The sequence below is a fragment of the Vibrio sp. Isolate22 genome (genome assembly GCF_022398115.1).
Classification (GTDB): Bacteria; Pseudomonadota; Gammaproteobacteria; order Enterobacterales; family Vibrionaceae; genus Vibrio.
Genome location: NZ_JAKEUW010000012.1, coordinates 81,354 through 100,495, shown reverse-complemented (window position 1 = coordinate 100,495; position 19,142 = coordinate 81,354). Strand labels below are relative to the sequence as shown.

Genomic DNA, 19,142 nt, shown 5'->3' with positions numbered 1-19,142 from the left:
CCCACACTTATTTCCTCATTAAACCGGCGAGTTGTACTTCATTCGCGTTCTAAGGCGCAAGCTCAGAAACATGCTCGGTCAGTCTTTCTCTGAGCGCCTGTTCTTGCTCTTCAGAAAGTCGCCCACCTGTGTCACTGGTCAGAATAAACAAATCCTCTGCACGTTCGCCAATGGTCGTAATTTTAGCGCCATGTAGGTTGATACCTAACTCTGCGAAGGTTGCACCAACTTGTGCCAGTAACCCAGGCGTATCGAGTGCTCTTAGTTCCATCAAGGTACGTTTTTTACTCTTAGTTGGTAGGAACTCAACCAGAGTCTTGACCTTAAAGTGTTGTAAGTTACGCGGTGTACGACGTGTTTTAATCTTTGTAGGGCGACCATCGGCTAGAACATGGGTTAGATGTTTTGCGACAGCCTTGTGTCTTGCTTCGTCAATCGCATTGCCATGCTGGTCTAGCACGATAAAGGTATCAAGAACATGACCATCTTTGCTTGCCATAACCTGAGCGTCGTGAACGTTGAAGTTACGTCTGTCGAGCTCGGCAACCACGGTAGCAAACAGTGCTGCTTGGTCTTTGCAGTAAACAAATACTTCTGTTCCGCCTCGTGTCGCTTTTTTGCTGATCAAAACTAAAGGCTGGCTTGGATCTTCTAGGCGTAGTAAATGTTCACAATGCCATGCAATCTGCTTATGGGTATGACGTAAGAAGTAATCGGCTTTAAAGCGTTGCCACAACACCTCGATCTCACGAGCGGTGAAGCCTTCTTTACGTAGCAGTGCAGATGCCATTTGTTGGTTGTGACGAATACGATCTCGAACGTCGACTGGGTTTTCCAAGCCGCGGCGAAGTGCGCGCTGAGTTGAGTGGAATAGCTCTGCGAGTAGGGTTCGTTTCCAACTGTTCCATAGCTCTGGGTTGGTTGCACAGATGTCGGCAACGGTTAAGCAAACCAATAGCTCTAGCGACTCTTCGTCACGGACCTTTTTGGCGAATTCGGTTATCACTTCTGGGTCGTAGATATCGCGACGTTGGGCAGTAACAGACATCAACAAGTGGTTTTGTACTAGCCATGCCACTTGCTTGGCTTCTGGTTTTGATAAGCCATGCTCAATACAGAAAGAGTACGCTTCGACCGCCCCAATCTCTGAGTGATCACCACCACGACCTTTACCGATGTCGTGGAAGATAGCGGCTAGGATCAGCAGCTCTTTCTTTTGTACTCGTGGGTAGACTTCACAACAGATAGGGTGCTTGTCGTGGTTTTCAATTTGACTAAAGCGATTGATGTGCTTGAGCAGTCGAATACTGTGTTCATCGACGGTGTAAACATGGAACAGGTCGAATTGCATCTGGCCGACGATCTGGCTCCACTGCGGTAGATACGCTGAGAGCACGCCCAATTTGTGCATCAAGCTAAACGCTTTGTGCAGTGCATTGGGGTGGCGAACCAGAGTCATAAACTTCTCACGCGCTTCTGGGATAGTATGTAGGAAGCGGTTGAGCCTGCGACGTGCTGTACGCAGTTGTCGCAATGTTGGAGGGCTAACCCCTTCGATGGAAGAGTCATTGGCGATATGGATAAACATATCGAGAATGGTCTCCGGCCTTGCTTGGAATAGGGCAGGCTTGCGCGCTTCTATCAATGAACCTCGGCGTTGGAAGTCATTGTCGAGAATTTCAGCTTCTTCTGTCTCACCACCATTAATGATCGCTTGGTCGAATAGCTTGAGCAGCATTTTGTTGAGCTCTGCCACGCGGCGAAGGGTTCGATAAAACTCCTTCATCATCATCTCGACACCACGGTTGCCTTCACCTGTATAGCCAAGGTGTTCAGCGACCTGTGCTTGATGGGCAAACGTCAGGCGATTGTCGTAGCGGCGCAGCTCAATATGCAGTGCGAAGCGAACGCGCCATAAGAAGTCTTGGCATTCTACGAGCTCACGATACTCGGCATCAGTAAGGAAGCCGTACTTGCTCATTTCAAGTAAAGAGGTCGCACCGAAGTGACGACGAGCTACCCAGCTGAGAGTGTGGATGTCTCGTAGACCGCCTGGCGTAGACTTGATATCAGGTTCAAGGTTGTAAGTGGTATCGTGGTACCGCGCATGACGCTCTCTCTGTTCTTGAATCTTTGCCTTGTAGAAGGTCTCACTTGGCCAAAATGAATCGGAATGAATCTTCAGTTTAAGCTCTTGAAAGGTATCTTCACTGCCGCACAACAAGCGTGATTCTTGTAGGTTGGTAGCAACGGTTAGATCATCGAAACCAATATCAATACACTCAGCAATGGTACGCACCGCGTGGCCAACTTCGAGCCTTAAATCCCACAGCAAGGTGATGAACTGACTGACTTTTTCACCTAGGGCTGGTGGCAATGTTTTTTGAGATACGATTAAGATATCAATGTCTGACAGCGGGTGAAGTTCACCACGACCATAACCGCCCACAGCAACTAGCGAGATATGAGGTAGGTTGCTGAAACCGAAGTGCTCCCATAAGCGTCTGAGTAACAAGTCCATGTATTCAGAGCGGAGCAATACCAAGTCAGTGACAGGGTGGTGATTTAGGAATTCATTTTTTTGGTACTGCGTGAAGATCTCGAGCTGATTTTTTAATTCGCAGATTTCAATTTGTTCGTCATTGAACGTAAGAGGGCATTGATAAGGCATAGTCTGCTATCCGTGCAAGCAAATGAGAATATTAAACAATTTACCAGAAGCTGGTGGAAAATCGAAATTGAGCGGATAAAAAAATATCCTCGACAATGCGAGGATATTTTTAAAAGTTTGATGCGTTTAGCTCAGTGAACTAAGCGTTTTTCATGATACGTGGAATTGTATCATCGCTACGCAGTGTTAGAACTTCACAACCTGTGTCTGTTACGACTAGTGTGTGCTCCCATTGAGCCGAGTTCTTGCTGTCTGCTGTGTACACTGTCCAGCTATCTTCGTCATCAAGACGGCAGCCAAACTTACCGGCGTTGATCATTGGCTCGATAGTGAAACACATGCCCGCTTTCAGTACTGTGCGGTCGTTGTTTTTGTAGTGTACAACTTGCGGATCTTCGTGGAACTCAGAACCGATACCGTGACCACAGTAATCTTTAACAATAGAGAACTTAGCGCGCGGGTTGTTCTTGTTGTTGGTCTTGATGTACTTCTCAATCGCCGTACCGATTTGACCAAGTTGAACACCTGGCTTCACTTGGCGCATGCCTTCGTAAAGTGCTTCTTGAGCAACCATGCATAGACGCTTGTTTGCAGGTGATACTTCACCCACAAGGAACATCTTAGAGGTATCACCGTGGTAGCCTTGAGGGCGAGTGCTTAGATCTGCATTTTCGTCGTCAGGGATGATTACCGTGATATCTACGTTAAGGATGTCGCCATCTTTAAGTACAGCAGGCTTAAATTGACCTGTGCTACCAGTTTCGTCTTGTGATGCTGGAATACCGTGACACACGATGTGGTTGATAGACGTACAGATAGACTTAGGGAAACCGTGGTAATCAAGTGGTGCTGAGTATGCGCCTCTTTCTAGAGCGTAGTCATGACAGATTTGGTTTAGTTCTTCTGTCGTCGTACCTACTTGGATATGAGGTTCGATCATCTCTAGAATTTCAGCAGCCAGTTTGCCGGCGACGCGCATTTTTTCGATTTCTTCAGCAGTTTTAATTTTTACAGCCATTGCATATCTCTTAATTTGGTAGCACCTAAGTGTGCATATTGGGGCTATTCTATCAGTGCAGCAATTTAGCGCAACATTACCATGTCCGTACAATACTGGTGGATACTGTTAACGTGATTAAATAATGCTCGGCTAACGGATGCAGAAGCCGTTTGATATAGACACTATTTTATAGAGGAAAATTGCCTTTAGAGATCAGTATAGCAGTCGCCATTTTTCGATTTTTTTCTAGCCATAGATAGACAAAATATGGTATAAAGCGCGCCGGACATCAGGACTGTTTTCTCCAACTGGCGAAACAGGCTTTGGTATCCACTAACTTATATCTTTAAATCACACACATTCCGTCACATGTTCCGGGGTGCTTCAACAACACAGATAACGGCTGAAAAGTGGTTAGTTGTTAGGGGTCGGATTCATGGGGGATGTGGAGGCCTAACCCCATAGAGGATTTTAAAATGGCAACTGTATCAATGCGCGATATGCTTAAAGCTGGTGTTCACTTCGGTCACCAAACTCGTTACTGGAACCCAAAAATGAAGCCATTCATCTTTGGTGCTCGTAACAAAGTACATATCATCAACCTAGAAAAAACTGTACCAATGTTCAACGAAGCTCTAGCAGAAATCGCTAAAGTTGGTGAGAAGAAAGGTAAAGTTCTTTTCGTTGGTACTAAGCGCGCTGCATCTGAAGCTGTTAAAGAAGCTGCTGTAAACAGCAACCAGTTCTACGTTAACAACCGCTGGTTAGGCGGTATGCTAACGAACTACAAAACTGTTCGTCAGTCTATCAAGCGTCTGAAAGAACTTGAAGCGCAAGCTCAAGACGGTACTTTCGACAAGCTAACTAAGAAAGAAGCTCTAATGCGCACTCGTGAAATGGAGAAGCTAGAGAAGTCTCTTGGTGGTATCAAGAACATGGGCGGCCTACCAGACGCTCTATTCGTAATCGATGCTGATCACGAACACATCGCAGTTAAAGAAGCAAACAACCTAGGTATCCCAGTTTACGCTGTAGTTGATACTAACTCTAACCCAGACGGCGTTGACTTCGTTATCCCAGGTAACGACGATGCAATCCGTGCAGTACAGCTTTACCTAAACGCTGCTGCAGACGCGGTTAAAGAAGGTCGTAACAAAGACGTTGCTGCTGTAGCTGCTGAAAAAGATGGTTTTGTAGAAGCTGAATAATAGCGGCTCTGAATCACGCTTGGCTTAGCTAATATAGATTTTGAAATCTTTATTAAATGTAAGCTAAGTTATAGTTAGATCGGGGGCCTCATTTTGGCCCCTGATTTTTACCTTATTTTCGAATCAACCGAGGAATAGAGAATGGCAACTGTAACTGCTGCTCTAGTTAAAGAACTTCGCGAGCGCACTGGCGCTGGCATGATGGAATGTAAGAAAGCGCTTGTAGAAGCAAACGCTGACATCGAACTAGCAATTGAAAACATGCGTAAATCTGGCGCAGCGAAAGCAGCTAAGAAAGCTGGTAACGTTGCTGCTGAAGGCGCAATCATCATCAAAGAAGAGAACGGTGTAGCTGTTCTTCTTGAAGTTAACTGCCAAACTGACTTCGTAGCAAAAGATGCTAGCTTCACTGCATTCGCAGAAGAAGTAGCAGCTGACGCAGTAGCTACTCAAGCTTCTGTAGAAGAGCTACAAGCTAAGTTCGAAGAAACTCGCGTTGCTCTAGTTGCAAAAATCGGCGAAAACATCAACATCCGTCGCGTAGCATACGTACAAGGTGCTGCTCTAGCTTCTTACCGTCACGGTGAGAAAATCGGTGTTGTTGTAGCTGGTGAAGGCGAAGCTGAAACTCTTAAGCACGTTGCTATGCACGTAGCTGCTTCTCGTCCTGAGTTTGTTAACCCAGAAGACGTACCAGCAGACGTAGTTGCTAAAGAGAAAGAAGTTCAAGTTGAAATCGCTATGAACGAAGGTAAGCCTCAAGAGATCGCTGAGAAAATGGTTATCGGCCGCATGAAGAAATTCACGGGCGAAATCTCTCTAACAGGTCAAGCTTTCATCATGGAACCTAAGAAAACTGTTGGCGAAATCCTTAAAGAAAAAGGCGCTGCAGTATCTAACTTCGTACGTCTAGAAGTTGGTGAAGGTATTGAGAAAGCTGCTGAAATGAGCTTCGCTGACGAAGTTGCAGCGGTACAAAAAGGTTAATCCTTAGCGTATTGTTTGAAAAAAGACCGTGGCAAATGCTGCGGTCTTTTTATGAATAGTGAACTATTTTTGAAGGCAACGTTAGCGGTTATGAATGCAAACTGACTTACTCAGTTTTTATCCATGACTGTTAATCATCAACTCTTTGGAAGGTAAACTCCATGACTACGAACCCTAAACCAGCGTATCAACGTATTCTGTTAAAACTTAGCGGTGAAGCGCTACAAGGCGAAGAAGGTTTTGGTATTGACCCAACGATCCTTGATCGTATGGCTCAAGAAGTAAAAGAATTGGTTGAACTAGGCGTTCAAGTTGGTGTTGTTATCGGTGGCGGTAACCTGTTCCGTGGTGCTGGTCTTGCTGAAGCTGGCATGAACCGCGTTGTCGGCGACCACATGGGTATGCTTGCAACAGTAATGAACGGCCTTGCTATGCGTGACGCTCTGCACCGTGCTTACGTAAACGCACGTGTAATGTCTGCAATCCCTCTAAAAGGTGTGTGTGACGACTACAACTGGGCAGATGCAATCAGCCAACTACGTCAAGGTCGCGTTGTGATCTTCTCTGCTGGTACTGGTAACCCATTCTTCACTACTGACTCTGCTGCATGTCTACGTGGTATCGAAATCGAAGCTGACGTAGTTCTAAAAGCGACAAAAGTAGATGGTGTATTTACTGCTGACCCAGTAGCAAACCCAGACGCAGAGCTGTATGATGCTTTGTCTTACAACACAGTTCTTGAGAAAGAGCTTAAAGTAATGGACTTGGCTGCATTTACGCTAGCACGTGATCACAAAATGCCAATCCGTGTATTTAACATGAATAAGCCAGGCGCACTACGCCGCGTGGTGATGGGTGAAACTGAAGGTACATTAATCAGCGACGCTGACTAATTTTTCGGGCTTACTGGGGGCTATACTCTGGTAAGCTTTATCCTTATCACTCCAAATAAAAAGCTTTCTTGAAGAAAGAACATAATCAAGGTGAAATTGTGATTAACGAAATCAAAAAAGACGCTCAAGAGCGCATGGAAAAAAGTGTTGATGCACTAAGAAACAGCCTGCAAAAGATTCGTACAGGTCGTGCACACCCAAGCCTACTTTCTGGCCTTACAGTAGAGTACTACGGTGCACCAACGCCTTTGACTCAGGTTGCTAACGTTATTGCTGAAGACGCACGTACTCTAGCAATCACAGTGTTTGATAAAACACTAACGCCTCTAGTTGAAAAAGCGATCATGACATCTGACCTAGGTCTAAACCCTATGTCTGCGGGTACGGTTATCCGTGTTCCACTTCCACCGCTAACGGAAGAGCGTCGTAAAGACCTAGTTAAAATCGTTCGTGGCGAAGCTGAAGGTGGCCGTGTTGCTATCCGTAACATCCGTCGTGACGCGAATGGCGATCTAAAAGCACTTCTTAAAGACAAAGAAATCTCTGAAGATGAAGATCGTAAAGCACAAGACGAAATTCAAAAGCTAACTGACGCTGCGGTTAAGAACGTAGACGAAGTTCTAGCAACTAAAGAAAAAGAGTTGATGGAAGTTTAATTTTCCATATTCTTTTCTTTCCGGAAAAACGCTGTACTCACTGTTCAGCGTTTTTTTATGCTACTCTGTTCGACTATTAGAATTTGATTCACTCTTTTATGCATAATTCTCAAGCGTTCACAGACTCTCTTCCTAAACACATTGCTGTCATCATGGATGGTAATGGTCGCTGGGCAAAAGCTCAGGGCAAGCCTCGCGTCTTTGGTCATAAAAACGGTGTTCAAGCCGTTCGCAAAACCATCTCTTCTGCTGCCAGACTCGGCATCAAAGCCGTTACACTTTTCGCATTCAGTAGCGAGAACTGGCGTCGACCAGAGGAAGAAGTGGGTATTTTGATGGAACTCTTTATCTCCGTGCTTTCAAGTGAAGTGAAAAAGCTCCATAAAAATAATCTACAACTTCGTGTTATTGGTGATAAAAGTCGTTTCAATGATCGACTACAAAAGAAAATCGAAGAAGCGGAAGCTTTGACTAGCACCAATACCGGTATGGTTATCAATATCGCCGCGAACTACGGTGGTAAGTGGGATATTCAGCAAGCGATGACTTCCATCGCTCAACAGGTAAAGTCTGGCGATATTAATGTAGAAGACATTGATGAAGCTATGATTACACAGCACCTGACAATGGCGGATATTCCTGAAGTTGATCTTCTGATCCGCACCAGCGGTGAATGCCGCATTAGTAACTTCATGCTTTGGCAGTTGGCTTACGCCGAAATGTATTTTACTGAACAATTCTGGCCAGACTTTAATGAAGACAGCTTGGTAGAAGCTGTGACTTGGTTTGTAAATCGTGAGCGCCGTTTTGGCTGCACCGGTGAGCAGATTAAAGCTCTGATGGACAGTTAATAAGGATTTTTTGGTTTGAAACAACGAATTATTACGGCGTTGATTTTAGCTCCCCTAGTTATTCTAGGAATTTTCGAGTTATCACTTCCTACGTTTATCCTTTCATTGGCGGTTATCTCGCTATTGGGCTACTGGGAGTGGACTCAATTTGTTGAAAGCAAATCGCGTTATTTAGCGTTGATTCCAACGGTTGTGGTAAGTGCTGCAAGTTTTGCTTTTATCCCTTTTGATGCATTTAGCCTAAATAACTTATCGAGTGCTCACTACGCCATTTTAACGATTGGTTCAATTTGGTGGGTAATCGCAAGTGGTATGGCAGTGACTTATCCTAAGTCTATGCCAGCATGGAAAGACTCATCGTTTCTTCGTCATGGTTTTGGTGTACTAACTCTGCTGCCATTCTTTTGGAGTGTAGTGATTTTGCGCGCTAACGGTATTGACGTTGATCCTTACCACGGCGCAAAACTCGTGATGTTTGTGTGTCTTCTGGTATGGGCTGCAGACAGTGGCGCTTACTTCTCTGGTAAGAGCTTCGGTAAGCGTAAAATGGCACCAGCCGTTAGCCCGAACAAGACAATTGAAGGCCTTGTTGGCGGTATCATCACCGCAGTGATTGTGGCTTGGATTTTTGCTGACTTGTTCAATATCCAATTCTCAAGCCCTTTACACATGATTGTGATTACACTTGTGACCGTTGTTATCTCTGTTCTTGGTGACCTTGTTGAAAGCATGTTCAAGCGTGTTTCTGGGGTCAAAGACAGCAGTAATCTGATTCCTGGTCATGGTGGTATACTAGATAGAATCGATAGCTTAACGGCTGCATTCCCTGTCTTTGCTCTGCTTTACTTAGCATTCTAATTAAAAGGGCAGTGAATCTGCCCTTTATTACATTTCTACGGTCATATGTGATGCGAAATCTAACTATCCTAGGCGCAACTGGCTCAATTGGTGCAAGTACACTAAAAGTCGTTGAGCAAAACCCAGATCTTTATTCAGTCGTTGCGCTGGCTGGTGGCTCGAATGTTGAAAAGATGCTGGCGTTAGTAGAAAAGTGGCAACCAAGCTATGTTGCTATGGCTTGTCCTGATGCTGCATCTCAGCTCGCTGACACCTTGTCAATTAATCACCCAAACGTCCAAGTACTCTCAGGCTCTGAAGGCATGTGCAAGGTTGCTTCTTTGGATGAAGTGGATACGGTGATGGCTGCGATTGTTGGCGCGGCTGGCCTGCTTCCAACGATGTCAGCAGTTAAGGCGGGTAAGCGTATCCTGTTGGCAAATAAAGAAGCCTTGGTGATGTCTGGACAGCTGTTTATCGATGCTGTGGAAAAGTACGGTGCTGAGCTTCTTCCTGTAGATAGTGAACACAATGCTATCTTCCAATGCTTGCCACAAAACGTCCAAACTAATTTAGGTCGCTGTGATTTAGAAGCTAACGGCATTAACCATATCCTACTAACCGGTTCTGGTGGTCCTTTCCGTTATACCGACGTGGCTGAGCTAGAAACAGTGACTCCTGAACGCGCTATCGCACACCCTAACTGGTCTATGGGGCCTAAGATCTCTGTCGATTCTGCGACTATGATGAATAAAGGTCTTGAGTACATTGAGGCGAAATGGCTGTTTAATGCATCTCAAGATCAGCTAAAGGTGATTATCCACCCTCAGTCTGTGATCCATTCTATGGTTCAGTACAAGGATGGTTCCGTGCTTGCTCAAATGGGTGAACCAGATATGGCGACACCTATCGCACTGACGATGTCGTACCCTGAACGTACTGAAGCGGGTGTTAAGCCTCTGGATTTCACCAAAGTTGGTGAACTGACTTTCTTAGAGCCTGACTTCAACCGTTACCCATGTTTGAAATTAGCCATCGAAGCGTGTTACTTAGGTCAGCATGCTACGACAGCGATCAACGCAGCAAACGAAATTGCAGTCGACGCTTTCTTGAACAATCAGGTTAAATTTACCGATATTGCAGTCATTAACGAACATGTTATGAGCAAAGTATGTGAACAACATAACTCTGAAGGCTTAGATAGCTTGGAAAGCCTGCTTGAGCTAGATAATATGTCTCGTCAAATAGCCATTCAATTTATTAAAGAGCAGCTAGCATGAGTGGAATTCTGTGGAACTTCGCATCTTTTATCATAGCGCTTGGCATTCTGGTCGCGGTTCATGAGTTTGGACACTTCTGGGTTGCTCGTCGTTGCGGTGTAAAAGTTGAAAAATTCTCGATTGGTTTTGGTAAATCAATCTGGAGCAAAGTTGGCCGTGACGGTACAGAATACAGCTTGTCCGTGATTCCACTGGGCGGCTACGTAAAAATGCTCGATGGTCGTGTCGATGACCTGTCAGAAGACGAGCAGCAGTACGCGTTTGATAAAAAGCCGTTGTGGAAGCGAACCGCGATTGTCGGAGCTGGACCAGCGTTTAACTTCATCTTTGCTGTGTTTGCATATTGGTTAGTATTTTTGATTGGTGTGCCGGCGGTTAAGCCTGTTATTGGTGAGGTAACTCCACAATCTATTGCTGCACAAGCCGGAATTGAAACTGGAATGGAACTTAAATCTATTTCGGGAATCAAAACCGCAGATTGGGAATCAGTCAATATGGGTTTGATATCGCATATTGGTGATCAATCGATGATAGTAACGGTGTCTGCGCAAGACGATATCGGCTTTGAGCAACAATTGACGTTGGATATTTCAGACTGGTCGTTCAACCCAGAAACTGAATCTGCGATGACAACGCTTGGCTTTAGACCATACTCTCCAGAGATCTCGACAGTGCTGGCTCAAGTGATTGATGATGGTGCTGCTTACTCTGCTGGTCTAGAAGCGGGCGACCAAATTGTTGAGATTAATGGTCAACCAATTGAGCAGTGGCAATCAGTGGTTGAGTTAATTCGCTCGAATCCAATGACACCTTTAGACGTTGTTGTATCAAGAAACGGCAGTGAGCAATCACTCGTAATGACACCGAAAAGCCGCGAGCTTTCTGATGGTTCAACAATCGGCTATGCGGGTATTGCTCCGGAAGTCGCAGAATGGCCAGAAGATTATCGCTTTGAGTTACAATTTGGTGTAATTGAGTCTGTAGGAAAAGCATTTGATAAAACAGGTCAAATCATTGGTCTGACGCTTACTATGCTGAAAAAGCTCATCGTTGGTGATGTTGGCTTAAACAACTTAAGTGGCCCGATTTCAATTGCTAAAGGCGCAGGTACAACCGCTGATTACGGTTTGGTTTACTTCTTAGGCTTTTTAGCTCTGATCAGTGTTAACTTAGGTATTATTAATTTGGTTCCGCTGCCTATGCTTGATGGCGGACATTTGCTCTTTTTCGCTATTGAGGCCGTTACTCGTAAACCAGTCCCTGAGAAAGTTCAGGAGATGGGATACAGAGTGGGAGGGGCGATCCTCTTCTCTTTAATGGCTCTGGCAATATTTAACGATTTTACTCGTCTGTGAATGGTTTCTCACAGGCATTGGTAGTAGCAAGGAATAATTAGAATAAGTATGGCGATTAAGCAAATTCTGTTCGCAAGTCTATTAGCCACCAGTGTGGCTGCGAACGGAGCACAAAACTTTGTAGTTCAAGATATCAAGATCGAAGGTTTACAGCGTGTTGCACTTGGTGCGGCTCTACTGAAAATGCCAGTACGTATTGGCGATGAAGTAGATGAAAGCGACGTTTCTGAGATCATTCGTGCATTGTACGCTTCGGGTAACTTTGAAGACGTTAAAGTTCTTCGCGATGAAGGTGTCTTGATTGTTCAAGTGAAAGAACGACCAACCATCGCAAGTATCTCTTTCTCGGGCAATAAAGCGATCAAAGAAGAACAACTTCAGCAGAACCTAGATGCATCTGGTGTTCGTGAAGGTGAAGCTCTTGACCGCACTACGCTAAGTAACATCGAGAAAGGCCTTGAAGATTTTTACTACAGTGTTGGTAAATACAACGCGACAGTAAACGCGGTTGTAACACCTCTGCCACGTAACCGTTCTGACCTTAAATTTGTCTTTACTGAAGGCGTTTCAGCTAAGATTCAGCAAATTAACTTTATCGGTAACGAAGTGTTTACTGATGAAGAACTGCTTAGCCGCTTCAACCTCAATGTAGATGTGGCTTGGTGGAACTTCCTAGCGGATGAAAAATACCAGAAGCAAGTGCTTGCTGGTGATATTGAAGCGCTTAAATCTTACTACCTTGACCGCGGTTACCTGAAATTTAAGGTTGACTCTACGCAGGTGGCGATCTCTCCAGATAAGAAAGGCGTTTATATTACGCTTGGTCTAGATGAAGGCGAAGCTTACACAGTTAAAGACGTATCATTCCGTGGTGAGCTTATTGGCCGCGAAGCTGATTTTGAAGCGCTTGTGCCATTTGAAGATGGCGATACCTACAACGGCTCTTCTGTGACATCACTGGAAGAAGGCGTTAAGCGTATTCTTGGCGAGTCAGGTTATGCGTATCCGCAAGTTCGTACGATTCCAGAGTTCAATGACGAGACCAAAGAGGTTTCACTGGTTATCAACGTTGAAGCGGGTAGCCGTATCTACGTACGTGACATTCGTTTTACAGGTAACAACTCGACAAAAGATGAAGTGTTACGTCGTGAAATGCGTCAAATGGAAGGTAGCTGGCTTAACTCTAAATCGATTGATACCGGTAAGAGCCGTCTTAACCGTCTAGGTTTCTTCGAAACGGTTGATGTACAAACCGTTCGTGTACCAGGCAGTGAAGACCAAGTTGATTTGGTTTACAACGTTAAAGAAGCGAACTCGGGTAGCATCAATTTTGGTGTCGGCTACGGTACTGAGTCTGGTGTGAGCTTCCAGGTTGGTCTTCAGCAAGATAACTTTGCGGGCTCTGGTAACCGTGTTGGCGTAAGTGCCATGATGAACGATTACCAAAAGAACGTGAGCTTAGACTACCGTGACCCATACTGGAACCTAGATGGTGTGAGCTTGGGTGGTAAGATCTTCTACAACGAGTTTGAAGCATCTGAAGCGGGCATCGTCGACTATACCAACCAAAGTTATGGCACGAGCTTAACATGGGGCTTCCCTATGGATGAGCTGAACCGCATTGAGTTTGGTGTTGGCTATACACACAACAAGATCGGTAACGTTCCGACTTATATCCAGGTTGAACAGTTTGCGAGAAGTATCGACCAATACGGTGACGAGCACATCTTAACTGATGACTTCGATATCAATATTTCTTGGACACGTAATAACTTGAACCGTGGTTTCTTCCCAACAGAAGGTAACCACCAACGTGCTTTCGCTAAAATGACGGTACCTGGCTCTGATGCTCAGTACTTCAAAATGCAGTACGATGTAAAACATTACATCCCGCTGACCCAAAAGCATGAGTTCACACTATTGATGCGTGGCCGATTAGGCTATGGTAATGGTTATGGTCAAACGGATGGTAACGATAACTTGTTCCCATTCTACGAGAACTACTACGCGGGTGGTTTTACAACCCTACGTGGTTTTGGCTCTAACTCGGCAGGTCCAAAAGCCGTTTACGGAAGCAGCACAGGTAACAACCCAACCTACGACACCGCTACGGATGATTCAGTAGGTGGTAACGCGGTTGCTTTGGCAAGTTTAGAGCTAATCGTACCTACTCCGTTTGCTTCTGATGAAGCTCGCAGCCAGATTCGTACCAGTGTCTTCTTCGATATGGCAAGTGTTTGGGATACCGAGTTCGTAGACCGTGGCGCACCTAACAGTGGCAGCCAGTACTACTACGATTACTCTGATCCAACGAATTACCGTTCATCTTATGGTGCTGCCCTTCAATGGATGTCACCGATGGGCCCACTGGTTTTCTCTCTAGCGAAACCAATTAAAATTTACGAAGGTGATGATGAGGAATTCTTCACATTCACCATTGGTAGAACTTTCTAATATTTAAAGGACAATATTTTGAAAAATATGATTAAAGCAGCAGGTTTAGGCCTTGTAGTTCTTAGCTCTTCTTTCTTTGCAACAGCTGCTGAAGCTGCGCAAAAAGTGGGTTATGTAAACACTGCACAAGTATTCCAGGCTCTACCTCAGCGTGAAGTTGTTCTTCAAAAAATGCAGGAAGAGTTCAAAGACAAAGCAGCTGAGCTACAGAGCATTCAAGCTGAAGCAAAAACGAAGATTGAAAAGCTTAAGCGTGATGGCGAGCTACTGGGTCCTGACGAAGTTGAGAAGCTACGTATCGAAGTAGGCCAACTAGACAGCAAGTACAAAATCAAAGCTCAAGCACTAGAAAAAGCAAGCCAACGTCGTGAAGCACAAGAGAAGCAGAAGCTATTCAAAGTGATTCAAGATGCTGTAACGAAAGTTGCAGAGAAAGAAGGCTACGACATGATCGTTGATATTCAAGCGCTACAATACGGCAAGCCTGAATACAACATCTCTGAGAAAGTAATTAAAGAACTAAAATAAGTTTTATGAAGACACTGACTTTAGCCGAATTGGCAACCATTACCGGGGGGGAGCTACATGGTGACGGTACTGTAACCGTTTCTGCTGTTGCTCCTATGGATAAAGCGCAAGAAGGTAACATTACGTTCCTTTCTAACGTTAAGTACAGCAAGCACCTAGGTGACTGTAAAGCATCAGCGATTATGGTTAAAGAGAGTGAGCGCGAACTGTGTAAGACTAACGTGATTGTGGTCAGTGACCCTTACGTTGCTTTTGCTAAGGTTGCTCAAGCGCTTGATACTACTCCTGCACCGGCTGCGGCTATTGCTGATTCAGCTTCAATTGCGAGCGATGCAACTCTTGGACAAAACGTGTCTATTGGTGCGAACGCTGTGATTGAGTCTGGTGTTGTTCTTGGTGACGATGTGATCATCGGTGCTGGTTGCTTTATCGGTAAAAACGCAAAGATTGGCGCAGGCACTAAGCTGTGGGCTAACGTAAGCATTTATCATGAAGTGGTAATTGGTGAAGCTTGTTTAGTTCAATCAAGTACGGTGATTGGTTCTGATGGCTTTGGTTATGCGAACGAGAAAGGCGAGTGGGTTAAGATCCCTCAAGTTGGTTCTGTTCGCATTGGTAACCGTGTTGAGATCGGTGCATGTACAACGATCGACCGTGGTGCGCTAGATGATACCGTTATTGAAGACAACGTTATCATCGATAATCAAATGCAAATCGCACACAACGTTCACATCGGATATGGTTCTGCTCTTGCGGGTGGTACTATCATCGCAGGCAGCACGACGATAGGTAAGTACTGTATTATTGGTGGTGGTAGCGTTATCAATGGTCACATTGAAATCGCAGACGGCGTAACTATAACTGGTATGGGTATGGTTATGCGCAGCATCTCTGAGAAAGGCATGTACTCTTCGGGTATTCCTTTACAGCCAAACAAAGAATGGCGTAAAACAGCAACGCGTGTTCATCGTATTGATGAAATGAACAAGCGTTTGAAAACCGTTGAAAAACTTATCGAGAAGAGCGCGGAATCATAATTCCAGCATTTCTAATAAAAGGCTCGCGTACAGCGAGTCTTTTTCGTTTATAATCTTTCTAATTAAATAAAGAATACATATAGGAATACGACTTTGACTACTGAACAGACAACGATGAACATTACTGAAATTCAGGAACTATTACCTCATCGCTACCCATTCTTAATGGTTGATCGTGTGACTAGCTTTGAAAAAGAAAAAACACTGACTGCAATTAAGAATGTTTCTGTTAACGAGCCTCAGTTTACTGGCCACTTCCCTCAACTTCCTGTATTCCCAGGTGTGTTGATCCTAGAAGCTATGGCGCAAGCTACAGGTCTTCTAGCATTTAAATCTTTTGGTGCACCTTCTGGTAATGAGCTTTACTACTTCGCAAGTGTTGATAAAGCGAAATTCCGTAAGCCAGTAGTACCTGGTGACCAGCTGGTTATCGAAGTTGAATTCCTAAAAGAGCGTCGTGGTATCGCGTCATTTAACGGCGTTGCGAAAGTTGACGGCGAAGTAGTATGTTCAGCTGAACTTAAATGTGCTCGTAGAGAGTTTTAATATGATTCATGAAACAGCAAAAATTCACCCGGCTGCAGTTATCGAAGGTGATGTAACGATTGGTGCGAATGTAACAGTTGGCCCTTTTACTTACATTGCTGGTAATGTAACCATTGGTGACGATACAGAGATCATGTCGCATGTTGTGATCAAAGGTCACACTACCATTGGTAAAGAAAACCGCATTTTCCCACACGCTGTGATTGGTGAAGAGAACCAAGACAAGAAGTACGGTGGTGAAGACACAACGGTTGTGATCGGCGATCGCAACGTGATTCGTGAAGCGGTTCAAATCCACCGTGGTACGGTTCAAGATAAAGCAACTACAGTGATCGGTGATGACAACCTGCTTTGTGTTAACGCTCACGTAGCGCACGACGTTATTGTTGGTAACCACACTCACATTGGTAACAATGCTATCTTAGGTGGTCACGTAACGGTTGGCGATTACGCTGGTGTTATGGCGCTTTCTGCGATTCACCCGTTCTGTTCAATCGGTGCTTACGCTTACATTGGTGGTTGTTCTGCCGTTGTTCAAGATGTACTGCCGTACGTACTTGCACAAGGTAACCATGCAGCACCATTTGGTCTTAACCTTGTTGGTTTGAAACGTAACGGGTTCGAGAAACCAGAGATTCGTGCACTGCAAAAAGCGTACAAAGAGCTTTACCGCTCCGGCAAAACGCTTGAAGAAGCGAAAGCGGCTTTAGTTGATATGGCGAAAGAGTTTGCTTCGGTAACTCCTATGCTAGAGATGCTAGAGAACTCTGAGCGCGGTATTATTCGTTAATACCAGGTGTGATTGATATAAAAAAGATCGCTACTTTTAAGGCGATCTTTTTTGTTTTAGGCGAGAAGGGAATTGGAAAACTATGGCACAGCAAGAAGCACAAACCAATAACTCAGGCTTTGTTTCCAACGAGCCACTGCGGGTAGGCATTGTTGTCGGAGAACTCTCTGGCGATACCCTTGGCGAAGGTTTTATTAAAGCGATAAAAGCTCAGTACCCGAATGCAGAATTTGTTGGTATTGGCGGGCCAAAAATGAAAGCGCTAGGCTGTGAATCTTTGTTTGAGATGGAAGAGCTTGCCGTAATGGGCCTTGTTGAAGTGCTTGGTCGCTTGCCTCGTCTGCTCAAAGTAAAAGCAGAGCTGGTTAAATATTTCACTCAGAACCCACCAGATGTGTTCGTTGGTATTGATGCTCCTGACTTTAACTTGAGACTGGAACTAGACCTTAAGAACGCCGGTATAAAAACGGTTCATTACGTTAGCCCTTCAGTATGGGCATGGCGTCCAAAACGTATTTTTAAGATCGATAAAGCAACCGATCTGGTACTGGCGTTCCTACCATTTGAAAAAGCGTTCTACGACAAATACAACGTTGCCTGTGAATTTGTTGGCCATACACTGGCAGATGCCATTCCACTTGAGCCAAATCAAGCGGAAGCACGAGAACTGCTTGATCTTGAGCAAGACAAGCAGTGGCTAGCGGTTCTGCCGGGCAGTCGTGGTGGTGAAATGAAGCTTATCGCTCAACCGTTCATTGAAACCTGTAAACGTATCAACCAAAAGTACCCAGACATCGGTTTCGTGGTGGCTGCTGTTGACGAAACCCGCAAGCAACAATTTACCGAGATTTGGAAGGCGACAGCACCAGAATTAGATTTTATCATTGTGCAGGATACAGCTCGTAACGTGATCACTGCAGCGGACTCTGTACTATTGGCATCCGGCACGGTCGCTCTTGAATGTATGCTGCTTAAGCGTCCAATGGTTGTGGGCTACAAAGTGAATAAATTGACTGGCTACATTGTGAAGAAGCTAGCTATCACCGAATTTGTGTCACTGCCGAATATTCTGGCGGGCGAAGAAATTGTCAAAGAGCACATCTTGGAAGAGTGCCATCCAGATTTCTTATTCCCTTCGGTTGATAAGATGCTAGCTACAGATAACAGTGCGTTGATTGAACGCTTTACTGAAATGCACCACTGGATCCGTAAAGATGCAGACAAACAAGCCGCCAACGCGGTGCTGAAATTGATCGGCCGAGAGTTTGTTGAATCATAACGTGCTAGTTTCAAAGGCATGAGCTTAAAAGTTACAAAGAGAATTGTCATGGCAGTAAAAGAGAAAAAAGAGCTTCCACCTTTCGAATACCCTCAAGGCTACCAGCTATTTGCTGGCGTCGATGAAGTAGGGCGTGGGCCATTGGTTGGCGATGTAGTGACAGCTGCGGTTATCCTAGACCCGAATAATCCCATTGAAGGCTTGAACGACTCAAAGAAACTGTCTGAGAAAAAGCGCCTTGCTCTGCTTCCTGAAATTAAAGAGAAAGCATTGGCGTGGTCGGTTGGTCGTTGTTCACCGCAAGAAATTGATGAACTCAATATTCTACAAGCGACTATGGTTGCGATGCAGCGCGCGATTGCGGGGTTAAGTGTTCAGCCAGATATGGCTTTGATTGATGGCAACCGTGTACCTGAATTGCCAATGGCTGGCATTGCAGTGGTTAAAGGAGATTTGCGTGTCGCTGAAATCAGTGCTGCCTCTATTATCGCTAAAGTAGTTCGTGACCAAGAGATGGAGGAGCTCGATAAGCTTCACCCGGAATTTGGTTTTGCTAAACACAAAGGTTACCCGACGAAGGCGCATTTCGAGGCAATTGAAAAGCACGGTGTTACCGAGCACTATCGTAAAAGCTTTAAGCCAGTAAAGCGTATTCTAGGCATTGATTAAGCTCTACATAGATAAGATCTATTAAATTTGCTTACTAGCAATAGAAAAAAATAGAATACACTCAGTGCTTCGAATGTAATCCTAGGCTCCGGCCTAGAACT

General features: G+C 45.0%; 17 protein-coding genes. 15 read left to right on the top strand and 2 right to left on the bottom strand.

Annotated elements, in window-relative coordinates; translation table 11 throughout:
• Window positions 1–49: 49 nt before the first annotated feature.
• Window positions 50–2,671 carry a bifunctional uridylyltransferase/uridylyl-removing protein GlnD gene (gene glnD / locus L1D55_RS09455; protein ID WP_171367865.1) on the bottom strand — a complete coding sequence of 874 codons (2,622 nt, stop codon included), beginning with the start codon at window positions 2,669–2,671 and terminating at the stop codon, window positions 50–52.
• Window positions 2,672–2,810: 139 nt separating this feature from the next.
• Window positions 2,811–3,689, bottom strand: a complete 879-nt coding sequence (gene map / locus L1D55_RS09450) for a type I methionyl aminopeptidase (protein WP_004738580.1) — start codon at window positions 3,687–3,689, stop codon at window positions 2,811–2,813.
• 458 nt (window positions 3,690–4,147) lie between these two features.
• Between map and rpsB the strand changes: the two genes are divergently transcribed.
• The 15 genes from rpsB (at window position 4,148) to rnhB (ending at window position 19,041) form a co-directional block, all read left to right on the top strand.
• Window positions 4,148–4,879: a 30S ribosomal protein S2 gene (gene rpsB, locus L1D55_RS09445; protein WP_032546326.1), complete on the top strand. Its 732-nt coding sequence runs from the start codon at window positions 4,148–4,150 to the stop codon at window positions 4,877–4,879.
• Window positions 4,880–5,020: 141 nt separating this feature from the next.
• Window positions 5,021–5,866, top strand: coding sequence for a translation elongation factor Ts (tsf, locus tag L1D55_RS09440; RefSeq protein WP_102423122.1), 846 nt, complete (start codon window positions 5,021–5,023; stop codon window positions 5,864–5,866).
• A 161-nt stretch (window positions 5,867–6,027) separates the two neighbouring features.
• Entirely contained in the window at window positions 6,028–6,759 is a 732-nt protein-coding gene (pyrH, locus tag L1D55_RS09435; RefSeq protein ID WP_239917250.1) for a UMP kinase, read from the top strand.
• 98 nt (window positions 6,760–6,857) lie between these two features.
• The gene (frr, locus tag L1D55_RS09430) at window positions 6,858–7,415 is read left to right on the top strand and encodes a ribosome recycling factor (protein WP_004738588.1); all 558 of its coding nucleotides are present in this window, start codon (window positions 6,858–6,860) and stop codon (window positions 7,413–7,415) included.
• Window positions 7,416–7,513: 98 nt separating this feature from the next.
• A complete protein-coding gene (locus L1D55_RS09425; protein ID WP_004738590.1) occupies window positions 7,514–8,266 on the top strand; it encodes an isoprenyl transferase in 753 nt (250 codons plus the stop codon).
• 15 nt (window positions 8,267–8,281) lie between these two features.
• On the top strand, window positions 8,282–9,124 hold the full coding sequence (locus L1D55_RS09420; protein WP_239917249.1) for a phosphatidate cytidylyltransferase: 843 nt from the start codon (window positions 8,282–8,284) through the stop codon (window positions 9,122–9,124).
• Window positions 9,125–9,174: 50 nt separating this feature from the next.
• The gene (gene ispC, locus L1D55_RS09415; protein WP_239917248.1) at window positions 9,175–10,383 is read left to right on the top strand and encodes a 1-deoxy-D-xylulose-5-phosphate reductoisomerase; all 1,209 of its coding nucleotides are present in this window, start codon (window positions 9,175–9,177) and stop codon (window positions 10,381–10,383) included.
• Entirely contained in the window at window positions 10,380–11,738 is a 1,359-nt protein-coding gene (gene rseP, locus L1D55_RS09410) for a sigma E protease regulator RseP (protein WP_239917247.1), read from the top strand. The genes ispC and rseP overlap by 4 nt, the downstream gene beginning before the upstream one ends.
• A 48-nt stretch (window positions 11,739–11,786) precedes the next feature.
• Window positions 11,787–14,192 carry an outer membrane protein assembly factor BamA gene (bamA, locus tag L1D55_RS09405; protein WP_239917246.1) on the top strand — a complete coding sequence of 802 codons (2,406 nt, stop codon included), beginning with the start codon at window positions 11,787–11,789 and terminating at the stop codon, window positions 14,190–14,192.
• Between the two features lie 27 nt (window positions 14,193–14,219).
• Window positions 14,220–14,720 (top strand): OmpH family outer membrane protein, encoded by a 501-nt coding sequence (locus tag L1D55_RS09400; RefSeq protein WP_008224002.1) that lies wholly within the window; start codon window positions 14,220–14,222, stop codon window positions 14,718–14,720.
• 5 nt (window positions 14,721–14,725) lie between these two features.
• The gene (gene lpxD, locus L1D55_RS09395) at window positions 14,726–15,757 is read left to right on the top strand and encodes a UDP-3-O-(3-hydroxymyristoyl)glucosamine N-acyltransferase (protein ID WP_239917245.1); all 1,032 of its coding nucleotides are present in this window, start codon (window positions 14,726–14,728) and stop codon (window positions 15,755–15,757) included.
• Window positions 15,758–15,850: 93 nt separating this feature from the next.
• Window positions 15,851–16,303 carry a 3-hydroxyacyl-ACP dehydratase FabZ gene (gene fabZ / locus L1D55_RS09390; protein WP_004738598.1) on the top strand — a complete coding sequence of 151 codons (453 nt, stop codon included), beginning with the start codon at window positions 15,851–15,853 and terminating at the stop codon, window positions 16,301–16,303.
• A 1-nt stretch (window position 16,304) separates the two neighbouring features.
• Window positions 16,305–17,093 carry an acyl-ACP--UDP-N-acetylglucosamine O-acyltransferase gene (lpxA, locus tag L1D55_RS09385; protein ID WP_239917244.1) on the top strand — a complete coding sequence of 263 codons (789 nt, stop codon included), beginning with the start codon at window positions 16,305–16,307 and terminating at the stop codon, window positions 17,091–17,093.
• 82 nt (window positions 17,094–17,175) lie between these two features.
• Window positions 17,176–18,372: a lipid-A-disaccharide synthase gene (gene lpxB, locus L1D55_RS09380; protein ID WP_239917243.1), complete on the top strand. Its 1,197-nt coding sequence runs from the start codon at window positions 17,176–17,178 to the stop codon at window positions 18,370–18,372.
• A gap of 48 nt (window positions 18,373–18,420) precedes the next feature.
• Window positions 18,421–19,041: a ribonuclease HII gene (rnhB, locus tag L1D55_RS09375; protein ID WP_008224012.1), complete on the top strand. Its 621-nt coding sequence runs from the start codon at window positions 18,421–18,423 to the stop codon at window positions 19,039–19,041.
• Window positions 19,042–19,142: the final 101 nt, after the last annotated feature.

Coding starts and splice junctions, on each gene's coding strand:
- glnD (WP_171367865.1), bottom strand. CDS start 2,671: ATGCCTTATCAATGCCCTCTTACGTTCAATGACGAACAAATTGAAATC.
- map (WP_004738580.1), bottom strand. CDS start 3,689: ATGGCTGTAAAAATTAAAACTGCTGAAGAAATCGAAAAAATGCGCGTC.
- rpsB (WP_032546326.1), top strand. CDS start 4,148: ATGGCAACTGTATCAATGCGCGATATGCTTAAAGCTGGTGTTCACTTC.
- tsf (WP_102423122.1), top strand. CDS start 5,021: ATGGCAACTGTAACTGCTGCTCTAGTTAAAGAACTTCGCGAGCGCACT.
- pyrH (WP_239917250.1), top strand. CDS start 6,028: ATGACTACGAACCCTAAACCAGCGTATCAACGTATTCTGTTAAAACTT.
- L1D55_RS09425 (WP_004738590.1), top strand. CDS start 7,514: ATGCATAATTCTCAAGCGTTCACAGACTCTCTTCCTAAACACATTGCT.
- ispC (WP_239917248.1), top strand. CDS start 9,175: ATGCGAAATCTAACTATCCTAGGCGCAACTGGCTCAATTGGTGCAAGT.
- rseP (WP_239917247.1), top strand. CDS start 10,380: ATGAGTGGAATTCTGTGGAACTTCGCATCTTTTATCATAGCGCTTGGC.
- bamA (WP_239917246.1), top strand. CDS start 11,787: ATGGCGATTAAGCAAATTCTGTTCGCAAGTCTATTAGCCACCAGTGTG.
- L1D55_RS09400 (WP_008224002.1), top strand. CDS start 14,220: ATGATTAAAGCAGCAGGTTTAGGCCTTGTAGTTCTTAGCTCTTCTTTC.
- lpxD (WP_239917245.1), top strand. CDS start 14,726: ATGAAGACACTGACTTTAGCCGAATTGGCAACCATTACCGGGGGGGAG.
- lpxA (WP_239917244.1), top strand. CDS start 16,305: ATGATTCATGAAACAGCAAAAATTCACCCGGCTGCAGTTATCGAAGGT.
- lpxB (WP_239917243.1), top strand. CDS start 17,176: ATGGCACAGCAAGAAGCACAAACCAATAACTCAGGCTTTGTTTCCAAC.
- rnhB (WP_008224012.1), top strand. CDS start 18,421: ATGGCAGTAAAAGAGAAAAAAGAGCTTCCACCTTTCGAATACCCTCAA.